This window comes from Acidovorax facilis, from assembly GCF_023913775.1.
Taxonomy (GTDB): domain Bacteria; phylum Pseudomonadota; class Gammaproteobacteria; order Burkholderiales; family Burkholderiaceae_C; genus Acidovorax; species Acidovorax facilis.
In genome coordinates this window covers 138,049-158,210 of sequence record NZ_JAMXAX010000001.1, presented here as the reverse complement: position 1 = coordinate 158,210, position 20,162 = coordinate 138,049, and the positions used below count along the sequence as shown (strand labels likewise).

Sequence of the window (20,162 nt, the reverse complement as noted above, 5' to 3'; positions counted from 1 at the left end):
TTTGGCGCCTCAATGTCTGTTCGAGAGGGCGTCTGCAGGCTTTGCGGACAACCGCCCATAAATGCGAATGCTGGTCTCGTTCACATCGCACACCACTTGCTAGTAGATAAATTTTGCTTGGAAAAAATATGGCTTGCTATGGAGATGCCGCTGTAAGAGCGGTGGCGCTCGTTCGTCAGGGCGATGATCAATCACCGGTTCGCGCGTGGGACACCGCGGTAGTGGAAGCTTTCCCACACAGCAAGTCCTCGCAGGAAAAAGGTTGTCCTCGCAGCGCCTTCCTAGGCCTCTGCGAAAGTGGGCGGGTGAAAGGCGTACCAGCCGGAACCTACACACGGTCGAAGAAGAACAAGGAATACGCACTAATAGCCATGGATCTTCTGAAACAGAATCCTGCCTTGGTAAGCGACGTCAGTCTTCTATGGAATATGGTGGTCGCTGGTACGCCGAAGGCGCCGAATCACCAGATGGCAGTTGTTGGCGCGCTTTGGACGGCTGATCTCCTCTTGCCATAGAAAGCCCGCAAGCTCATTTCAGAGCACCCATTGACGGTCGCTGAACTTCGACCTCACCGCACCACCAACTTCGTCTGGTCATACACCGGCTGCTCCGGCAAATCCGCCAGGTGCCGCACGTCGGCCCAGTCCAGCACCTCCACCGCATCGCCACTCACCCGCACGCGGTTGAGCCCCGCGTTGGGAATGTCGCTCTGGCGCGGGCCGTCCAGCCCGGTGCCACGCGCAGTGCGCCAGATCATGTCGAGCACGCCGCCATGGGTGACCACCATCACCGTCTGGCCGCTGTGCTGCTGCGCGATGCGGTAGACAGCGTCCATCACGCGGGTGTGGAACTGGCGGGTGGTCTCGCCGCCGGGCATGCCGTAGTCGGCTTCAAAACGCAGCCACTGGTTCCATGCGTCGGCGTGCTCCAGCTTGACGTCGTCCACGCGCTTGCCGTCCACCACGCCAAAGTTTTGCTCGCGCAGGGCGCTGTCGGTGAGGGTGTCGATGCGGGCCTGGGGGAACAGCACCTGCAGGCTCGGCGTGGCAGTCTGCTGGGTGCGGATGAGGTCGCTGCAGATGAGGTGGTGCACCACGGGGCGCTCTGCAGCCAGGCGCTCTGCAAGACGGCGGGCCTGTTCGTGGCCAGTGGCGTTGAGGGGTACGTCCACATGGCCCTGAAAGCGCAGCTCGCGGTTCCAGTCGGTCTCTCCGTGGCGGATCAGGATGAGTTCGGTCATGCATGTCATTATCGAATGTACACACATTAATGCAAGCAATTTTGGCCTCTAGCGCTTATCCAGCAAGCGCTAGCAGCTATTATTTTTATAACAAGCACCGCAATCACCAGAAGCCATAGGCGGACAGCCACAGCTACCGCATGGGCACGATGAGCACCTTGCGCCGGGGCTGGCAGCCAGGGCCTTCATAGGCAGCGCTGTCGCGCTCCCAGCCGTGGCCGGGCGAGGTTTGTGCACACACGCGCTGGCCATCGACCAAGCTGCGCCAGTAGTACCAGGGCGCGGGGGCGGCCTGCACCAACAGCGGGGCCAGCAGGACCAGCACGAACAAAAGGCGGGGGGCAAAAGGCATGGGCAAACAAAGCATCCAGCGTGTACCGCCCATGCTACGCAGCCTGCGCCGGGCCGATGCCGGGAAAAGCGGTGGAATGGTTGGTTAAGGCTTTTCAGCCGTCACGATCCAGCCTTCGAGCGGGTCCAGCCCTGGAGGCAGGCCATAGAGCGCATCGCCCTCGGCATGGCGCTGCTCGGCCCAGGCGGCTTGCAGCAGGCACAACACGGCATCCAGGCTGTCGCCGCTGGCGTCCTGAACCAGCGCATCGCGCTGGGCATGGCTGAGCTTGAGGCGCAGGCCCAGGCGGGTCTGGCCCAGCTCCAGCGCGTTGACCAGGTCCTTGCGGGCAATGAGGCGGTCCGGCGTCTGCTTGGCGCGGTCGTCGCTTTTGTAGCTGCGCCGCTGCAGCACCTCACGCGCGAGCAGGCCGGGGTAGGCCTCCAGCGCCACGCGGTGAGGGGCGCCAGGGTGCAGGCCGGGCAGGTGCACCCCGGCATCCAGCAGCAGCGGCAGGCCTGCGTGCAGCATGTAGGCCACGGGCGGATTCACCCATTTCATCGAGGGGCTGGAGCCTGCAGGCCCGTCGGTGGCGCGGTGGGCAAACTTGCCGCCCACGGGGCGCGCATCGCAGAACGCCGCAAACTGCGCGCGGATCTGCTCGCGGCTGAGGCTGCGGTAGTGCAGCATGCAGGCATGCCAGTCGGTGGGCCACCCCAGCGCCTGCACCAGCTCGCGCGGCAGGCCAAAGGGCAGGTCAAAGCCACCCACCCAGTCGCCGGGCTGGGCCAGCCACTGGCCGAACGCGGCCAGGGCGTCGAACGGCTGCAGCGTGGTGAGCGACACGCGCGCGCCCTGGCGCTGGCCCAGCGCCAGCACGATGGGTTTGCGCCGCGTGGGGCTGCTGGAGAAGTCGCAGCCCAACAGCAGGGATTGTGGTGCGGCGGCCGTCATCCCAGTGCCAGCGCCGTGACGCCAGCTGCAATGCACAGCGCCCCGAAGATGCGCGCCACGCGGTCACCCTCGCCCAGCAGGTGCCCGCCAATCAGCGCCGCAAACAGCATGGAGACCTCGCGCGCCGGGGCCACATGCGACAGGGGCGCCTGCTGCATGGCGTACAGCACCAGCACATAGGCCACCGGGCTCACTACCGCCACCAGCAGCGCAAAACGCCACTGCGCCAGCCAGAGCGTGCGGGCCGTGGGCAGGTCGCGCAGCACCACGGGTGCGAGCAGGCCCACACGCACAAAGTTGCCCATGTAGTCCACCAGGATGGGCGACATGAGCAAGAACTTGACGGCATAGCCATCGACCACCGTGTAGCTGGCAATGAAAGCGCCCGTAAGCAAGCCATACAACATGCCCTTGTGCACCCGAGCCCGCGCAGCGGGGTCGTGCGCGGCGCGCAGCAGGCCCGGGCCACCCGCGATCAGAAACACGCCCCCGACCACACCCACGATGCCCAAAGCGCCCAGCGCAGAGATCTGCTCGCCCAGCAGCGTGATGGCCACCAGCGACGACAAGAGCGGCCCCGAGCCGCGCGCCAGCGGGTACACCACCGTGAGGTCCGCTACGCGGTAACCGCGCAGCAAGATGACGAAATACGCCACATGCAGCAGCCCGCTGGCGGCGACAAAACCCCACTCCACCGCGCCCCACTGCGGCACCGCATCGCGCCCCAGCCACCAGCCCAGCGGCGCCCAGACGACCATCATGATCACCGAGGTGAAGAACGCGAACCGCGAGTCCCCCCCGGCCTTCTTGGCCACGATGTTCCAGCACGCGTGGATGAGGCCGGCGAGGATGATGAGGGCGAAGGCGGTGAAGGTCACGGTTCAGAAAGAGAGAGGGCTTTTGAATGCAAAAAGCCGCAGCGCTGTAGCGGCTGCGGCTTGGAGGGCGCGAAAGGGTCGATCGATTGAAGGGCTGAATATCGCTCAAGGCATCTGCAACTGGCGCGACCCAAGCCGGGAGCCACCGTGCAAGGGCCGCCCCGCCGCACTGGTGGCGTCCCCCTGCCCGCACCGCCCAGCGGTGCGAGAGCGGGGGGAAGGCGCGCAGCGCCTCAGGGGGGTGATCTCTAAGCTCTTCCGATGATGGAGGCCGTGGCCATCAACTCTTCGAGCAACGCAAACGACACCTTGCCCGACACCGCATACGGGTCCAGTTCGGGCTTCTCTGAATACTTGAGCAGGATCGAGTGGTTGATCTTGGACAGGTTGACCTGCCCCATGGTCCAGCCACCAAAGCGGCGCTCGGCAATTTCTTCGTAGTGCAGCAGTTCCACGTTCTTGTGGCGCGGGTCCTTCTGGATGTGGCCATACAGCTCGCTCACCGCAGAGCGCCCGCCCTCGATGGCTTGCAGAAACACGCCGCCGCCGTAGCACAGCACGCCGGTGATGCCGGAGCCTGGGTTGTGCTGGCGCGACTGCGTCAGGATGGCTTCGATGGCGGCGGGCGAGGTATCGACCGCGCGACTGGCGTAAAGCAGGCGTACCAGCATGGTCAGTTCTTTCCAGGAATGAGGGACAAAAATTCACGACGCAGAGCGCTGTCCTTGAGGAACACGCCGCGCATGACCGAGTTGATCATCCGGCTGTCGTTGTCCCGCACACCGCGCCAGGACATGCAGAAGTGGCTGGCCTCCATCACGATGGCCAGGCCGTCGGGCTGGGTCTTTTCCATGATCAGGTCAGCCAGCTGCACCACGGCTTCTTCCTGGATCTGGGGGCGGCCCATGATCCAGTCCACCAGGCGCGCGTACTTGGACAGGCCGATCACGTTGGTGTGCTCGTTGGGCATCACGCCGATCCAGATCTTGCCGATGACGGGGCAGAAGTGGTGGCTGCAGGCGCTGCGCACGGTGAGCGGGCCCACGATCATCAGCTCGTTCAGGTGCTCGGCGTTGGGGAACTCGGTGATGGGCGGCTGCGCCACGTAGCGGCCCTTGAACACCTCGTTGAGGTACATCTTGGCCACGCGGCGCGCGGTGTTGTTGGTGTTGTGGTCGCCCTGGGTGTTGATCACCAGGCTGTCGAGCACGCCCTGCATCTTGACTTCGACCTCGTCGAGCAGCTTTTCCAGCTCGCCGGGCTCGATGAATTCGGCAATGTTGTCATTGGCGTGAAAGCGCTTGCGGGCGGCGGCAAGGCGTTCGCGAATCTTCACGGAGACAGGCGTGCCTTCATCATCCGGCGGGGTGGGCGTCATATCGGCGGCGGGTTGGCTGGACATGGCCAGAATCGTAACAGCGAACGCTGGCGCATGGATTTCAAGGGTTTTAGGCATCCAGCGCTTGATGGACAAGCGCAAAAAGCTATCAAAACAATAGCACAATGCCCTGCAGGATTCCGTCGTTCATGCCACCTGCCCACGGCCCAGGCGCAGGCAAATGGCGCGTCCGGTGCGCGCAGCGCCCCATGGGGGCCTCCTCAATACCTGTTTCCGGTAACCCACAACGCCAGCCGCATGAGGCCAAAGGCAACGCGGTCGAGCACGCGCTGGCGCAGGGGGCGGCCTGCGTACCGGGCCGGGTCCATGCGCCGGCCAGCATGCTGCATGGCATGCACCAGGCGCTGGCGCAGGTCGGTGGCAAAGGCGGCGTCTTCCACCACCACGTTGGCCTCGCGCGCCAGCAGCAGGCTCAGGGGGTCGAGGTTGGACGAGCCCACGGTAGCCCAGGGTTTGTCGCCCAGCGCGTCGATGACAGCCACCTTGGCGTGCAAAAAGCTGGGCGCGTATTCATGAATCTCCACCCCCGCCTCCAGCAGCGCGCCATACACCGGCCGCGCCGCGTGGTACTGCATGAAGTATTCATAACGCCCCTGCAGCAGCAGGCGCACGCGCACGCCCCGGCGCGCTGCCATCACCAGCGCACGGCGCAGCTTGCCGCCGGGCATGAAATACGCGTTGGCGATGATCACTTCGTGCCGCGCCGCGCCAATGGCCTTGCGGTAGGCCTTCTCGATGCGGCTGCGGTTGCGCACGTTGTCGCGCAGCACCAGCGCAGCCCGCATGGGCGGGCCTGCCTGGGCGACCCGGGCCGCGTGCTGGGCGGCGCTGGCCGCGCGCAGGGCCTGCAAGGCCTCAGGCAGGCGGCGCTGGCGCGCGTCGCGCACGGCCTGCATGCGCCACCACAGCTGGTCCATGGTCTCGCTGGCCGACGCCACCAGGCTGCCCGTGGCCAGCACCGCAAAGTCGAAACGCGGCGCATCCAGCGTGCCGTAGTTGGGGTCGTGAAAATCATCCAGGACGTTGATGCCGCCGCAAAACAGCATGCGCCCATCGACCACACACAGCTTGCGGTGCAGCCTGCGCCACCGGTGCGGCAGCAGCAACCCCAGCGGGCCGAGCGGCGAGTACACGCGGTACTGCACGCCGGCCGCCTGCAGGCGCTGCGCCCAGTCGTGCGGCAAGGCGCCGGTGCCCACGCCGTCTACCACCAGCTGGGTGCGCACGCCGCGCTGCGCCGCGCGCATCAGGGCCTCGGCCACCGCCGCACCGGCACCGGTGAAATCAAAAATGTAGGTCTCGAACTGGATGTCCGACAAGGCCGCATCCATGGCCTGGATCAAGGCAGGGAACAGCTCCTCGGCCCCTTGCAGCAGGCGCACCTGGTGGTCATCGGCAAACTCGAATCCACGCAGCGTGGCGGAAGACTTTCTTCTCATCTCTGCAGGCCGCCACCACCTCGCGGCGAAACTGGCGCGGCCAAGGCGCGGGACACCAAGCAAGGGCCGCCCCGCAGCGTGGGTGTCGTCCCCCTCAGGGGGAAGGCGCCGAAGGCGACACAGGGGGGGAGCATCACAGCCTGAACTCAGCAATCAGCGGCAAATGGTCGGACATGCGCCACCAGATGCGGCCCTTGGGCACGTGCAGGGACAGCGGCGTCAGGCCCCGAACATAGACATGGTCCAGTTGCGCCAGCGGCAGCCGAGCCGGGTAGGTGAAGGTGCGCGGTGCATCAAACTCGTACAGAAAATAGCCCGCGAGCATGCGCTTGATCTGCTGGCCCCAGTCGTTGAAGTCTCCGGCCACCACCAACGGGGCGCCACCGGGCACCTCGCGTTCGATAAAACGCTGCAAGCGTTCGATCTGGCGGATGCGGCTGCCCGGGATGAGCCCCAGGTGCACCACGATCACATGCACGCGGCGGCCATGGGCGTCCACCTCCACATGCAGCAGCCCCCGCTGCTCGAAGCGGTGGTCGGAAATGTCTTCGTGCTGGTGGCCGATCACGGGCCAGCGCGATAGCAGGGCATTCCCGTGCTCGCCGTGTTTGGTGATGGCGTTGGTGCGGTACACCGCCTCGTAGCCCTCGGGGGCCAGGAACTCGGCCTGGGGCAACTCGGGCCAGCGCTGGAAATACGCCTGTTCCCGCCGGTGAAGTTTGCGCACCTCCTGAAGGCAGACGATGTCGGCGTCGAGCTGCTCCACCGCCAGCCCCAGGTTGTGGATCTCCAGCCGGCGCGCCGGGCCGATGCCTTGTACGCCCTTGTGGATGTTGTAGGTGGCCACCCGCAGAATGTCGTCGTGTTCCATGAGCCTCATCGGAGTAGTTGAGCGCGCTTGCCAGTCCCCATGCCGGGCCTGCGATGGGGGATTGTGTCGCAAGCCGCGCACGCAGCGGGTTTGCCCGGCATTTGCGCCGTGCTGGTCGCCCTTACACTGGGGGCTTCCCCTATCCACGCCAGCAGCAGGGCCGGTACACACCACCGATGGCAACCGAGAAAGAACAATCCGCCCCACCCCAGGTGCTGGCCTTGATTGTTGACAGCAATGCCACATCACGCAGCATTCTGGTGGGGCAGCTGCGTGAGTACGGCGTGACCCGCATCGTGCAATGCAGCCGTGTGCAGGACGCACGCAACCGGCTGGAGCACACCGTGTTTGACTACGTGCTGTGCGAACAATACTTTGGCGAAGGCGGCTACTCGGGCCAGACCTTGCTGGACGATCTGCGGCGCGCACAGCTGCTGCCGTTTTCCACCGTGTTTTTCATGGTCACGGCCGAGGCGTCGTATGCCGCCGTGGCCGAGGCCGCCGAGTCGGCGCTGGACGGGTATCTGCTCAAGCCCTTCACCCCCAGCGCGCTGTTTGAGCGGCTGAGCTTGGCGCGCCTGCGCAAGATCCATCTGCGCCCCATTTTTGACGCCATCGAAGCCGAAGATTTTGAGCGTGCCGCCCAACTGTGTGTGGAGCGATTTGAGTCTCGCCAACCCTATTGGCTGTATGCCGCGCGCATTGGCTCCGAGTTGCTGCTGCGCCTGGGCCGCCACGACGAGGCCCGCACGCTGTTTGAAGCCGTGATCGCCGCGCGCGCCCTGCCCTGGGCCAAACTGGGCGTGGCCCGCGCGCAGATCGAGTCGGGCCAGGCGGCGCGCGCCGTGACCACCTTGCAGGAGCTGATTGGCGAAGACGCCTCGTTTGCCGATGCCTACGACGTGCTGGGCCGGGCGCAGGTGGAGCTGGGCAATTTCTCGCAGGCCATCGAAACCTACCGCACGGCCAGCGGGCTGACCCCGGATTCGGTGGTGCGGCTGCAGAAGCTGGGGATGATGTCGTATTACATGGGCGACCGCGAAACCGCCACCAAGGTGCTGGCGCGGGCTGCCATCCTGGGCATCGACTCCAAGCTGTTTGACTTCCAGTCGCTGGTGCTGCTCACGTTCTCGTACTTTGCCGAGAACGACCGCAAGGGCATCGAACGCTGCATGGCCGACTTTGGCCGCATTCTGGAGCGCCACCAGGGCAGCGCCCGCGTGCAGCGTTTTGCCGAGGTGGCCCGCACGCTGCAGCTCATCCAGCAGCGGCAGTTCTCGCAAGCAGTGGAGTCGGTGCGCAGCATGGCACGCGAGATCACGGCCAGCAGCTTTGATTTCGAGGCCGCTTGCAACCTGGGCAGCCTGCTGGCGGTGCTGGCCGTCACGTCGATTGATTTGGCCGACGGCGAAGGTTGGGTGCGTGCGCTGGGCATGCGCTATGCCAACACGCGCGGCCTGACCGAGCTTCTGGCCAACGCCTGCAACCTGCACACGCCGTATGGCGACCTTGTGCGCGAATGCCTGGTCCACATCAACAAAACCGCCGAGGCCGCCATCGCGCAAAGCCTGCACGGAGACCCGACCGGTGCCGTCCATCATCTGCTGGCAGAGGCCGAGCGAACGCTCAACTCCAAGCTGGTGGACATGTCCCAGCAGGTGCTGCTGCGCCACCGGGCACGCATGGCCTCGCCCGAGCCATTGCAGGAGGCCATTGACACGCTGCGCGCCCGCGTGGGCTCCACCCCGGCACGGGCTATCCTGGGGCAGGACAGCGAGCGGCACCCAGGGGGCGTGGCCATCCGCTCGCGCAACGCCGCCGAGCCAGCCTCAGCGGCCCGGCCGCCGCTGGGCGACGATCCCAGGGCCCCTGCCAGCGCTGCCAGCGCTGCGCCAGACAATCCAGCGGACAAGCTTCGGCTGCGGCCACCAGGGTAGGCCCCCGGTCGCTGGCCCTGCGCCTGCCAAGATCAGTACACGGCCACCGATCGTGCATTGCGGGAGGGAGCCAGGCTCACCGGCCTGCCGTAGCGTGCCGCCAGGTCCCGCGTAGCCGCCACCAGAACGCTGGTGTCCACCCCCACAGCGACGAAGACGGCGCCCAGCTCCAGATAGCGGCGTGCCAGCTTCTCGTCGGCCATCAGAATGCCCGGGGCCTTACCCGCTGCCAGCACGCGGCGTATTCCGTCTTCGATCACGGCCTGCACATCAGGATGGCCTGGATTGCCAACGTGACCCATGCTGGCTGACAGATCCGCCGGGCCAAAGAAGACGCCATCCACCCCCGGCGTGGCGGCGATCGCATCCAGGTTCTGAATGGCCAGCGTGCTCTCGGCCTGCACCAGCAGACAGACCTGAGCATTGGCCTCCGTGAGGTAGCCCGGGTAGCGCATCCACTGCGAAGCACGCGCCAGGCCTGCACCCAGGCCACGGATGCCGCCTTGCCCGTCGTCTTGCGGGTAGCGCATGGCGCGCACCAGTTGCGCGGCCTGTTCGGGGGTATCCACCATGGGCACCAGCAGCGTCTGCGCACCAATGTCCAGGTACTGCTTGATCAACGCCGTGTCGCCCACGGGCACGCGCGCCACCGGGTGGGGCCCGGTGCCCAACAGGGCACGCGCGCTGGCAATACCTTGCAATTGGGCAAGCATGAGCGGCACATCGTTGGGGGCATGTTCGCCATCGAGCAGCAACCAGTCAAAACCGGCACCCGCCACCAGCTCGGCCGCATAACCATGGGCCAGGCCAAACCACAGACCGATCTGCGGCGTGCGCGCAGCCAGGGCTGCCTTGAAGGTGTTCACAGGGGTGTGCATACCCAAGCCCTCAAACAAAGCGAAAAGCGATATTGCCCAGCGGCCCGTAGTCCGCATGGAAGGTGTCGCCCGCTGCGGCGGCCACGGGGCGCGTGAAGGAGCCACCCAGCACCACCTCGCCCGCCGCCAGCCCCTCGCCATAGGGTGCGAGCTTGTTGGCCAGCCAGGCCACGCCCGTGGCCGGGTGGTTGAGCACGGCTGCCGCCAGGCCCGACTCCTCGATGACGCCATTCTTGTAGAGCAGCGCACCGCACCAGCGCAGGTCTACCGCATCGGGCCGCACGGGGCGCCCGCCGGTGACGATGCCAGCGTTGGCCGCGTTGTCCGAGATGGTGTCGAACACCTTGCGCATCACGCCCGTGTGGCGGTCGTGCTGCTCGATGCGCGCGTCGATGATCTCGATGGCGGGCACCACGTACTCGGTGGCGGCCAGCACGTCGAAGATGTTCACCGGGGGGCGCCCCGGCTCGCCGCGCAGCGGCTTGTTGAGCACGAAGGCCAGCTCCACCTCTACGCGCGGCAGGATGAAGCGCTGCATGGGGATGTCGCCGCCCTCGGCAAAGAACATGTCGTCCAGCAGCGTGCCGAAGTCGGGCTCGGTGATCTGGCTGGCGACCTGCATGGCGCGCGAGGTCAGGCCGATCTTGTGGCCGCGCACCGTGCGCCCCTCCGCGATCTTCATCGCCACCCAGGCGCGCGAGATGGCATAGCCGTCCTGCACCGTCATACCGGGGTGGCGCCTGGAGAAATGCTCCACCTGCACGCGGGTCTTCTCGGCCTGGTGCAGCTCGCTGGCGAGCTGCTCGATCAGTGCGTCGTCAAGCATCGGGGCGCCCTCAGGATTCGGCCGTGAAACCGATGGCCTTGACGATCGGGCCCCATTTTTCGCCATCGGCCTTGAGCAGCGCCGCCAGCTCGGCCGGGCTCGACGAGCGCGCCTCCAGCCCCATGGCGGCCAGCCCGGCGACCACGTCCTTGTCGGCCAGCGCAGCGCGGATGGCGGCATTGGCCTTTTGCACCACCTCGGCCGGGGCCTTACCCGGAAGGAAAAAACCGAACCACTCACCGTAGACCATGTCCTGCAAGCCCTGTTCGACCAGGGTGCTGACGCCCGGCACGAACTTGTTGCGCGTGGCGCCCGAGGTAGCGAGCACGCGCAGCTTGCCGCCCTGGAGGTGCGGCAGAAATTCGCCCACCGGCGCCGAGACAGCTGCGATCTGCCCGCCCAGCAGGTCCAGGATGGCGGGCTGCGAGCCGCGAAAGCCCACGTGGCGCATGTCCACCTTGCCCGCGCGGCTGATGAGTTCGCCCACGAAGTGCGGCACCGAGCCCGGTGCTGGCGAGCCGAAGTTGGCGCCAGTAGGGTGGGCCTTGCACCATTCGAGGAACTCGGGCACGGTCTTCACCGATGCTGGCACCTGCGGCCCCACGGCAAAACCCATGTCGAACACCACTCCCAGCGAAACGGGCGTCACGTCGGCCACCGGGTCGTAGGGCAGCTTCTTGTAGGTGTGGGGGTAGATGCCCAGCATGGACATGGGCGTGGCCAGCAGCGTGGCGCCGTCCGCCGGGGCAGCCTTGAGCGTGGTGATGGCGATCTGCCCACCCGCGCCGGTCTTGTTCTCCACCACGGCCGACTTGGCATAGCCGCCCGTGATCTGGGTAGCCACGCGGCGCGCCAGGGTGTCCACCGTGCCGCCGGCAGCAAAGCCGGCCAGGATCTTCACGGTGTCGATGGCCTGGGCGTGCACCATGAAGGGCATGCTGCCCGCGACGCCGGCCAGGGCCAGTTGCAGCAGGTCGCGGCGGGAGATGGTGGGTGATGGTGTCGTCATGCGTTGTCTCCTGTGTTTGTTGTCTGTCACTTCTTTAGCGCGGCCTGCCGGTAGTTGGCCTTGAGGTGCTCGGGCACGCGCTCGTCGAAGCCGCAGGCCACGCGCCGCACCTCGGGGCTGTCGGTGGGCTGGTGGCCCACGCCCAGCGCCGAGGCACGCGGTGCGTCAATGGCGACCACGGTGCCCGCCAGGCGGCCCAGGCCGGTGATCTCGCACTCCACCAGGTCGCCCGGATCCACCGAGCGCGAGTGGCAAGGCGTGCCCATCAGGATCACGTCGCCCGGCACCAGGGTGATGTGGCGCGCGATGTCGGCTACCACGTAGTGCGGGCCCCAGATGGTCTCGTCGCCGATGTGCGCCTCCTGCACCACCAGGCCGTTGCGGTAGGTGCGCAGCGTCTGTTCGAACAGGTTCACGCCGCGCACGATGCCGGGCCCGATGGGCAGCAGCGTATCCGCGCCCTTCACGCGCAGCATGCTGCCCTGGTCGGTGTCGCGGTAGTTTTGCAGGCCCATGTCGAGCGCCGGGCAAAAGCCTTCGATGTAGTCCCAGGCCTCGTCGGGCAGCACGTTGCGGCAGGTCCTCCCAATGACCACGGCGTACTCGCCCTCGTAGTTGAGATACTGGCTGTCGGCGGGCTTGTGAATCTCGCAGCCATGGCCGTTGACCGAAGTCGGCGGCTTGGTGAAGTAGGTGGGCGTCTCGGTCGGCCTGGGCTGGTTACGCGTCTCGAAGCTGCGCGAGCTGTACGAGATGTGCACGGCGATGATCTTGCTGGGCGACACCGGTGGCAGGTGCTGCACGGTCGCCAAGTCCACCACGCGGCCATCGTCCAGGCGCAATTGCCCTTGTTGTGCGCCCTCTTCCACAATGCTGCCCCAGCAGGCACTGCCACCCACCAGAACGCGGCGGCGCTCCATGCGCGGTCCACGCATCACGGCGGGCAGTTCTTTCAGCGGGAATTCGAAATTCATGCCGCCACCTCTTGCATATCGAACCACATATGCACATTGCCGGTGCCGCGCGCGTTCTCGTAAGCGGACAGCGTCTCACCCCGCGCGCGGCAGTCCGCGCCCCCCATGGCACCCACCATCTGCAGGTAGTGGGCGCCAAAGGCCTCCCAGGGGAGCTTTCGGTATTCGTCTTGCCAACGGTCGAGCACAGTGCCGTGGCGGCCCTGCTGCAGCAGCTCGATCGCACCCTTGTCACTCGCGATGTTCTCTGGGCGCGAGACATTGCTCTCATGGAAGATACGCGGGTGGTTGGGCTTCCAGTCGATGGGGTTGAACTTGTGGCTGAGCGCCCCGGAGGCAAGCAGCGCCACACGCAGGTTGCTGCGGCGCACGGCCTCGCCAATGGCCTCTCCCGATTTCACGAAATGCATCCAGTCGCAGTTCTGGCATGAACTCACGGTGACAACCGGCGTGTCGCTGTGCTCCAACCGCAGGTGCTTGACCAGGTTGATGGTGGCGTACTGTCGGCCCAGTTCGGGATGGTTGATGACGCGGTTGTAGCCCCCCAGTTCGCGCGAGACGGCCTCGATCTCCAGCGCCAATCCTGGATGGCCCCGGTAGTTGTAGGGCACGCCGTGCAGATACCAGGGCATCTCATCCGAGATGTAGTTGCCCTGATAGCGTGAGGCCCCATCCACCAGGTGGTAGCCCGTGGTGAACCAGTGTGAATCGAAGATGACGACCACGTCAGGCCGGGCTTCGGCGAGCTTGGCGCGCAGCCGGGCATAGCCGGGGATAAGGTCCGAGTCGGCCCCCGCGCCCTGCAGCACGCGAAACTCTTCGCATTGCATCAGGCCGGGATGGTGCGAGACGATGGCTGCGCCAACAATGCTTCCCATGGTGGTGTTCTCCTGCATGTGATTGGGGTGGGGTCAGCGGTGGCTGAAACTTGCGCGGAACGGCTTTTTGGGCAGCACCACATCCTTGACATCGCAGAAGAACTCGAAGCTCCAGTCCCCGCCCTCGCGGCCCACACCGCTGCGCTTGATGCCGCCAAACGGCGCAGCCAGATCGCGGATGCCAAAGCTGTTGACCCAGATGAAGCCGGTGCGCACCTGCTGCGCCACGGCGCTCGCATGCTCCACCTCGCCGTAGCAGACGCCACCCAGGCCGTAGTCCGTGCCGTTGGCCAGGGCGATAGCGTCTTCGTCGCTGTCAAAGACCTGCAGGGTGAGTACAGGTCCGAAGACCTCGTTCTGCACGATCTCGCTGTCCTGGCGCACCCCAGCCAGCAGCGTGGGCTGGTAATACTGCGCACCGAAGGAATGGTGCGCGCCACCCCAGAGCAGCGTGGCGCCATCGGCCACGGCGCGCTGCACAAAACCGTGCACGCGCTCCACCTGGCGCGGGTGGATGATCGGCCCGACCTCGGTGGCATCCTCGCGCGGGTCGCCCACGGTGAGCTTTTCCACATGGCCGCGCAAGGCCGCTACGAAGGCGTCGTGCACCTTGCGGTGCACCAGGAAGCGCGTGCCCGCCAGGCACACCTGGCCAGCGTTGCGGTACATCAGAGCGCCGGTGGCAGCGGCATTGTCGATGTCGGCGTCCTCCAGCACGATGAAGGCCGACTTGCCACCAAGCTCCAGGCTGCAAGGCACGAGGTTGGCCCCGGCAGACTGGGCAATCCACTTGGCCGTGGGGACCGATCCGGTGAACGAGATACGCGCCAGGCGCGGGTCGCTGACCAGGCGCGCCCCGGTGCTGGCGCCCCCGCCCTGCACGATGTTGAAAACCCCAGGCGGCAGGCCGGCGGCGTGCGCACAGTCGGCCAGCAGACTGCTGGTCAGCGGTGCCCATTCCGGCGGCTTGACGATGACGCAGTTGCCCGCGGCCAGGGCCGGTCCTAGCTTCCAGGTGGCCAACATCAGCGGCGCATTCCAGGGCGTGATGATGGCCACCACACCGGCCGGATCGTGGCGCACGAGGTGGGTGGCCTGATCCGTCTCGATGGGCCGGTCTTGCAGCGTGAGCGCATGCTCGGCGAACCAGCTGATGTTGAGCACGGCGCGCGGCACCACGCCATGCTTCATGCGCGAGAGCAGCACGCCAGCGTCGTTGGATTCGAGCGTGCAGAAGGCCTCGGCGCGTTTTCCAATCTCGGCGGCGAAACGATCCAGGTAGGGTTTGCGCTCCGCCGCCGTGAGCGCGCTCCAGGCAGGGAAGGCGCGCGCCGCCGCGGTGACAGCTGCGTCCACATGGGCAGGCGATCCTTCGCTGATGGAGCCCAGCAGCGCCTGGTCGATGGGCGAGTGCAGATCGAACCGCATCTCGGACGCAACACGCTGGCAGTCGATGTAGTGGTGGGGCGACACCGCGATGCCGGCGACATTCAGCATGTCATTGCTCAAGGGAGTTCTCCAGTCAGACAACAGAGCCGGGCAACCTTGCCCGATCCGTCGCGAAGTATCTGCAGCGCCTTCCTTGACCACAATCAATGCTTTATGACGGATTGTGAAGATGTTCTAATGAATGGCATGAATCCCAGCGATTCCATCGCACCAGCCATGTCTCTGCCCCATTTCACGCCACGCCAGCTCGAAGCCTTTGTCAACGTGGCAGAACTGCGCAGCTTCGCGGCCACCGCAGAGCGTTTGGCCCTTACACCGTCTGCAGTAAGCCAACTCGTGAGCGAGTTGGAAGACGCGCTCGGCTTCAAACTGCTTGAGCGCAGCACGCGCAGGGTTGACATCACCAGCGCGGGGCGGGAGTTTCTGGCCTCGGCAGAGTCGGTGCTCAAGCACCTGCGCATAGCGCAGTCGGCCGCCAGCGATGTCCGCAACCGCGCAGCGGGCATCGTGCGAATCGCAGCACCACTGGTCGTCGCCAGCGTGATCCTGCCCAAAGCCATCAAGGCCTATACACAAACCAGGCCCAAGGTGCACATCCGCATTCGCGACGTGCCGGTGGAAAAACTCGTCGATGCAGTCGCCAGCGGCGACGCCGATCTGGCCCTGGGTCCGGATCGCGCCTGTGGCGATGACATCGTGCGTACCCAGCTGTTCGAGAGCCCCTGGGTGTTGTGGTGTGCGCCCACCCATCCCCTGGCCCACAAACGCAACGTGACCTGGGCGCAGCTGCACGCCTACCCACTGGTGGCTGCCGGGCGGGATCACGAACGCAGCGTGGCGCAGATGCACACCGGGCTGCCCAGCGAGCAGCGTGTGACCCCCGTAGAGATCGTGGACAACATCTCCACCGCCATGGGCCTGGCTGCCGCCGATGTGGCCGCTACGCTGGCGCCCGACTATGTGGGTGCACTGGCCAAGCCACTCGGACTGGTGCGCCGCCGCATCCTGTCGCCCGAAGTCATGCGCTACGTGTGCCTCTACAGCCCCGCACGGCGGGCCACCTCGCCTGCAGCGGAGGGCTTCGCAGACCACCTGATCCGCATCCTCGCCCAGCGCAAGTGAGCTGCCGGCGCCGCCGCGCGCAGTGCGGGGCGCGCACCAACGTCTGCCTACACAAAACGAGGAAGCAGTAAGCAGGCCTCAGCATTGGAGGCCGAGAAGCAGCGCTCGGCCGCGCGCTGCCACGGCAACCATTCGAAAGCATCGTGTTCACGAGGACTCAGTACCACGGGCGTAGCTGCTGGCACACACAAGCCAAACACCCGCTCGCGATTGCGCACGACCCCCGGAGCGTATCGGTGCAGCCATTGCGGCCAGATGTCGTAGACGTTCTCCAAGGCCCAGTCGGTCAGCAGGCAGCCGGGCGCCCGCGCATCAATGCCGGTTTCCTCGGCCACTTCGCGGCGGGCGGTTTCTTCAAACGACTCATCAAGGCGGTCTTTGCTCCCGGTGACAGATTGCCAGTGCCCATCACCGCCCGTGCGGCGGATCAGCAGCACCTCCAGGGCGGGCGTGTGGATGACCACCAGCACCGACTCTGGAAGCTTGTAGGGCCTGTGCTGCGCTGTCGGCACCATGGGCGACACCTTCCCTCTCTACCCGGCCTTGGAACGCGGGGCTGAAGTGGTGGGAACGGGCGGCGGCAGCTCCTTGGCCTGCAGCGCCCTGACCTGCACCACCAACTGGTTGTGCGCGTCCAGGAAGGCAGCGGCAATGACCTTGCCCTCGTTGGTATTGCTCCAGCCCGCACCCGCTGCGCCCCCGAGCTTGCCGAACACGAGCCCGCCCACGCCCAGGTCAGTGGTGCGTGCGGACCCGGTGGCGGCGGCAACCTGCTCGGTGGTTTCGTTGTCGGACAGCAGCAGTGCCGTTTGCGCCTCCTTGAATTTGACCTGCTCCACCATGCCGGCCAGGCCCGCGATGTCGCGCAGCACCGGAATCATGGCAATCACGCCCGCAAGGCCCCGTCCCGCGTCCTGCTCACTGAACGTGAGGCTGGGTGTGAGCGTGTACTGCGCCTCGTAGCCCTTGCCCTTTGCCACGGTGGAGTTGTTCTTGCGCAGCACGCCGGAGTCCTTGAGGTCCTGCTCCTGGATGGTTCCGCGCAGCCCGGCCGACCGGTCCACCACACGAAAGCAGCCACTTTGCTGGGCCAGCAGCTTGACCAGGGGCACGGGGGATGGCGGGAGGCTGTAGCCCGAACCCATGGTGTAGCCGCTGGGGTTTTCTGCCAGCGCCAGCGTGGCCACGGGCGCCTCGCAGCGCACCAGTTCGCGCGCAGCGTTGCTGGCCCCCGCCGGCCCTGCCGAGCCAGTGACCACGGAGCCGCCCTGGCCCAGTTCGGTCTTCTTTTCGCCGCAACCTGCCAGGGCCAGCAGCACGGCGCCCATCCACAAAGCCCGGGTCGTCATTGAACGCATGGAAAGTGTCCTTTCAGTGCCAGCGCCACATCGCCGTGGGCATGGGCTGGCCAAGAAAAAAGCGGCGCAGGCTGCCAAGCCCTTGCCGCTTTGTCGTGCGATGCCACGAGAGTGGATCCGCGCCGGGTTCGGGGAAAGCCCCGGATCAGGCTGCCTTGACAGCGTCGATGTTGCGCAGGCGGATGTGCAGCTCGCGCAACTGCTTTTCGTCCACGGGCGAAGGTGCCTGCGTGAGCAGGTCCTGAGCGCGCTGAGTCTTGGGGAAAGCGATCACGTCACGGATCGATTCCGCACCGGTCATCAGCGTGATCAGGCGGTCCAGACCGAAGGCCAGGCCACCGTGTGGGGGCGCGCCGTACTGCAGGGCATCCAGCAGGTAGCCGAACTTGGCCTGTGCGTCTTCGGGTGTGATCTTGAGCGCATCGAACACCTTCTTTTGCACATCGGCGCGGTGGATACGCACCGAGCCACCGCCCAGCTCCCAGCCGTTGAGCACCATGTCGTAGGCCTTGGCGATGCACTTGCCAGGGTCCGTGTCCATCAGGTCTTCATGGCCATCCTTCGGCGACGTGAAGGGGTGGTGCACTGCGGCCCAGCGGTCGTTTTCTTCGTCATGCTCGAACATGGGGAAGTCCACCACCCACAGAGGCGCCCAGCGGCTCTCGAACAGGCCGTTCTTCTTGCCGAACTCGCTGTGGCCCACCTTCAGGCGCAGCGCGCCGATGGAGTCGTTGACGATTTTTTCCTTGTCGGCACCGAAGAACAGCAGGTCGCCGTCCTGCGCACCCGTGCGCTTGAGGATTTCAGCGATGGCCGCGTCATGCAGGTTCTTCACGATGGGCGACTGCAGCCCTTCGCGACCCTGGGCCACTTCATTGACCTTGATCCAGGCCAGGCCCTTGGCACCATAGATCTTCACGAACTCGGTGTAGGCATCGATCTCACCGCGCGAGATCTGTGCGCCGCCGGGCACGCGCAGGGCAACCACACGACCGCCTTTGGTGGTGGCGGGGGCAGAGAAGACCTTGAAGTCCACGTCCTTCATCACTTCGGTCAGCTCGGTGAATTCGAGCTTTACGCGCAGGTCAGGCTTGTCCGAGCCAAAGCGGAAAGCCGCTTCCTGGTAAGTCATGATGGGGAATTCGCCAAGGTCCACGCCCAGTTGCTGCTGGAACACCTCGGTGATCATGCGTTGGAAAATCGCACGGATTTCTTCTTCGCCCAGGAACGACGTCTCGCAGTCGATCTGCGTGAATTCGGGCTGGCGGTCGGCGCGCAGGTCTTCGTCGCGGAAGCACTTGGTGATCTGGTAGTAGCGGTCGTAGCCAGCCACCATCAGCATCTGCTTGTAGAGCTGGGGCGACTGGGGCAGCGCGAAGAACTGGCCGTCGTGCACGCGGCTGGGCACCAGATAGTCGCGCGCGCCTTCGGGCGTGCTCTTGCCCAGCATGGGCGTTTCGATGTCGATGAAGCCTTCCTTGTCCAGGAAGTTGCGCACCTGAATGGAGGTCTTGTAGCGCAGCATCATGTTGCGCTGCATGTGCGGGCGGCGCAGGTCCATCACACGGTGCGTGAGGCGCGTGGTTTCCGACAGGTTCTCATCGTCCATCTGGAACGGAGGCGTGACCGAGGGGTTGAGCACGTTCAGCTCGTGGCACAACACTTCGATCTGGCCGCTCTTGAGCTTGTCGTTGGTCGTGCCGTCAGGGCGGGGGCGCACCAGGCCTACCACCTGCACGCAAAATTCGTTGCGCACGTCTTCGGCGGTCTTGAACATCTCGGCACGGTCGGGGTCACACACCACCTGCACGTAGCCTTCGCGGTCGCGCAGGTCGATGAAGATCACGCCGCCATGGTCACGACGACGGTTCACCCAGCCAGACAGGGTAACGGTTTGGCCCATCAGGGCTTCGGTCACAAGACCGCAATAGTGGGAACGCATGGCCATGGCAGAAACTTCCGGCGCCCAAGGGGCGCGTTAAAGGGATTTACTTACTGTGGGAAACAAGCGTGGGGTCAGCCGGAGCGACCACGCCCATCGAAACAATGTATTTGAGGGCGGCGTCCACGCTCATGTCGAGCTCGACGCAGTCGCTCTTGCGCAGCATCACAAAATACCCGCCAGTGGGGTTAGGCGTGGTGGGCACATACACGCTCACGAATTCATCGCGCAGGTATGCCGCCACCTCGCCATTGGGCGCGCCAGTGACGAAGGCCACGGTCCAGACGCCCTCGCGCGGCCACTGCACCAGCACGGCCTTGCGAAAGGCATTGCCGCTTTCGGAAAAAAGCGTGTCGGACACCTGCTTAACGCTGGAATAGATCGAACGCACCACCGGGATGCGGTGCACCACCGCATCGCCCCACTGCACGAGCTTGCGGCCCGCGAAGTTGCTGGCGACGGCACCGACCACCAACAGGATCAGCAGCGTGAGAACCACGCCAAAGCCCGGGACGTGAAAGCCCAGCAGCTTGTCGGGATGCCATGCAACAGGCAGGATTTGCAGGGTCTGGTCCAGCGTGCTCACGATCCAGTTGAGCACCCAGGCCGTGATAACCCCCGGCACAATCACCAGAAGGCCGGTCAACAGCCACTTGCGCAAGGCAGCCATGAGGGTC

21 protein-coding genes are annotated in these 20,162 nt (G+C 65.6%); 3 read left to right on the top strand and 18 right to left on the bottom strand.

Features of this window, described 5'->3' with window-relative positions:
• The first annotated feature begins 128 nt into the window (after positions 1-128).
• Complete coding sequence (locus NFX52_RS31315) at positions 129-515, top strand: DUF6979 family protein (RefSeq protein ID WP_082437491.1); 387 nt, start codon at positions 129-131, stop codon at positions 513-515.
• 53 nt (positions 516-568) lie between these two features.
• Here the strand turns inward: NFX52_RS31315 and NFX52_RS00780 are convergent, their stop codons facing one another.
• From NFX52_RS00780 to NFX52_RS00745, 8 genes are all read right to left on the bottom strand, one after another.
• Positions 569-1,240 (bottom strand): histidine phosphatase family protein, encoded by a 672-nt coding sequence (locus NFX52_RS00780; protein WP_055399089.1) that lies wholly within the window; start codon positions 1,238-1,240, stop codon positions 569-571.
• A gap of 133 nt (positions 1,241-1,373) precedes the next feature.
• On the bottom strand, positions 1,374-1,592 hold the full coding sequence (locus NFX52_RS00775) for a hypothetical protein (protein ID WP_055399091.1): 219 nt from the start codon (positions 1,590-1,592) through the stop codon (positions 1,374-1,376).
• Between the two features lie 84 nt (positions 1,593-1,676).
• On the bottom strand, positions 1,677-2,525 hold the full coding sequence (locus NFX52_RS00770) for a DUF429 domain-containing protein (RefSeq protein ID WP_055399093.1): 849 nt from the start codon (positions 2,523-2,525) through the stop codon (positions 1,677-1,679).
• Positions 2,522-3,403, bottom strand: coding sequence for an EamA family transporter (locus NFX52_RS00765; RefSeq protein ID WP_055399095.1), 882 nt, complete (start codon positions 3,401-3,403; stop codon positions 2,522-2,524). The genes NFX52_RS00770 and NFX52_RS00765 overlap by 4 nt, the downstream gene beginning before the upstream one ends.
• 248 nt (positions 3,404-3,651) lie before the next feature.
• Entirely contained in the window at positions 3,652-4,074 is a 423-nt protein-coding gene (locus NFX52_RS00760; protein WP_055399097.1) for a BLUF domain-containing protein, read from the bottom strand.
• A gap of 2 nt (positions 4,075-4,076) precedes the next feature.
• A complete protein-coding gene (gene folE, locus NFX52_RS00755) occupies positions 4,077-4,805 on the bottom strand; it encodes a GTP cyclohydrolase I (protein ID WP_055399357.1) in 729 nt (242 codons plus the stop codon).
• 197 nt (positions 4,806-5,002) lie between these two features.
• Positions 5,003-6,241, bottom strand: a complete 1,239-nt coding sequence (clsB, locus tag NFX52_RS00750) for a cardiolipin synthase ClsB (protein WP_055399099.1) — start codon at positions 6,239-6,241, stop codon at positions 5,003-5,005.
• A gap of 133 nt (positions 6,242-6,374) precedes the next feature.
• Positions 6,375-7,112: an endonuclease/exonuclease/phosphatase family protein gene (locus NFX52_RS00745; RefSeq protein ID WP_055399101.1), complete on the bottom strand. Its 738-nt coding sequence runs from the start codon at positions 7,110-7,112 to the stop codon at positions 6,375-6,377.
• A 176-nt stretch (positions 7,113-7,288) separates the two neighbouring features.
• Here NFX52_RS00745 and NFX52_RS00740 point away from each other — a divergent pair, with 176 nt between their 5' ends.
• Entirely contained in the window at positions 7,289-9,049 is a 1,761-nt protein-coding gene (locus NFX52_RS00740) for a tetratricopeptide repeat protein (protein WP_055399103.1), read from the top strand.
• A gap of 32 nt (positions 9,050-9,081) precedes the next feature.
• Here NFX52_RS00740 and NFX52_RS00735 read toward each other — a convergent pair whose 3' ends face one another.
• Genes NFX52_RS00735 through NFX52_RS00710 form a run of 6 tightly spaced genes read right to left on the bottom strand, consistent with a single transcriptional unit; the run spans position 9,082 to position 15,123 of the window.
• Positions 9,082-9,927 (bottom strand): aldolase/citrate lyase family protein, encoded by an 846-nt coding sequence (locus NFX52_RS00735; protein ID WP_055399105.1) that lies wholly within the window; start codon positions 9,925-9,927, stop codon positions 9,082-9,084.
• A 10-nt stretch (positions 9,928-9,937) separates the two neighbouring features.
• On the bottom strand, positions 9,938-10,753 hold the full coding sequence (gene hpaH, locus NFX52_RS00730; protein WP_055399106.1) for a 2-oxo-hept-4-ene-1,7-dioate hydratase: 816 nt from the start codon (positions 10,751-10,753) through the stop codon (positions 9,938-9,940).
• A gap of 10 nt (positions 10,754-10,763) precedes the next feature.
• Positions 10,764-11,762 (bottom strand): Bug family tripartite tricarboxylate transporter substrate binding protein, encoded by a 999-nt coding sequence (locus tag NFX52_RS00725; protein WP_055399108.1) that lies wholly within the window; start codon positions 11,760-11,762, stop codon positions 10,764-10,766.
• 26 nt (positions 11,763-11,788) lie between these two features.
• A complete protein-coding gene (locus NFX52_RS00720; RefSeq protein ID WP_055399110.1) occupies positions 11,789-12,736 on the bottom strand; it encodes a fumarylacetoacetate hydrolase family protein in 948 nt (315 codons plus the stop codon).
• The gene (locus NFX52_RS00715) at positions 12,733-13,614 is read right to left on the bottom strand and encodes a DODA-type extradiol aromatic ring-opening family dioxygenase (RefSeq protein WP_055399359.1); all 882 of its coding nucleotides are present in this window, start codon (positions 13,612-13,614) and stop codon (positions 12,733-12,735) included. Before NFX52_RS00715 ends, NFX52_RS00720 begins: the two co-directional genes overlap by 4 nt.
• A 33-nt stretch (positions 13,615-13,647) precedes the next feature.
• Positions 13,648-15,123, bottom strand: a complete 1,476-nt coding sequence (locus NFX52_RS00710) for an aldehyde dehydrogenase family protein (protein ID WP_055399112.1) — start codon at positions 15,121-15,123, stop codon at positions 13,648-13,650.
• Positions 15,124-15,279: 156 nt separating this feature from the next.
• Here NFX52_RS00710 and NFX52_RS00705 point away from each other — a divergent pair, with 156 nt between their 5' ends.
• On the top strand, positions 15,280-16,185 hold the full coding sequence (locus NFX52_RS00705) for a LysR family transcriptional regulator (RefSeq protein ID WP_055399361.1): 906 nt from the start codon (positions 15,280-15,282) through the stop codon (positions 16,183-16,185).
• Positions 16,186-16,232: 47 nt separating this feature from the next.
• Here NFX52_RS00705 and nudB read toward each other — a convergent pair whose 3' ends face one another.
• The 4 genes from nudB to NFX52_RS00685 form a co-directional block, all read right to left on the bottom strand.
• Positions 16,233-16,700, bottom strand: a complete 468-nt coding sequence (gene nudB, locus NFX52_RS00700; RefSeq protein WP_055399114.1) for a dihydroneopterin triphosphate diphosphatase — start codon at positions 16,698-16,700, stop codon at positions 16,233-16,235.
• An 18-nt stretch (positions 16,701-16,718) separates the two neighbouring features.
• Positions 16,719-17,534 carry a CsgG/HfaB family protein gene (locus tag NFX52_RS00695; protein WP_369801375.1) on the bottom strand — a complete coding sequence of 272 codons (816 nt, stop codon included), beginning with the start codon at positions 17,532-17,534 and terminating at the stop codon, positions 16,719-16,721.
• 154 nt (positions 17,535-17,688) lie between these two features.
• Entirely contained in the window at positions 17,689-19,491 is a 1,803-nt protein-coding gene (gene aspS, locus NFX52_RS00690; protein WP_055399118.1) for an aspartate--tRNA ligase, read from the bottom strand.
• A gap of 40 nt (positions 19,492-19,531) precedes the next feature.
• Positions 19,532-20,155, bottom strand: a complete 624-nt coding sequence (locus NFX52_RS00685) for a DUF502 domain-containing protein (RefSeq protein ID WP_055399363.1) — start codon at positions 20,153-20,155, stop codon at positions 19,532-19,534.
• Positions 20,156-20,162 lie beyond the last annotated feature (7 nt).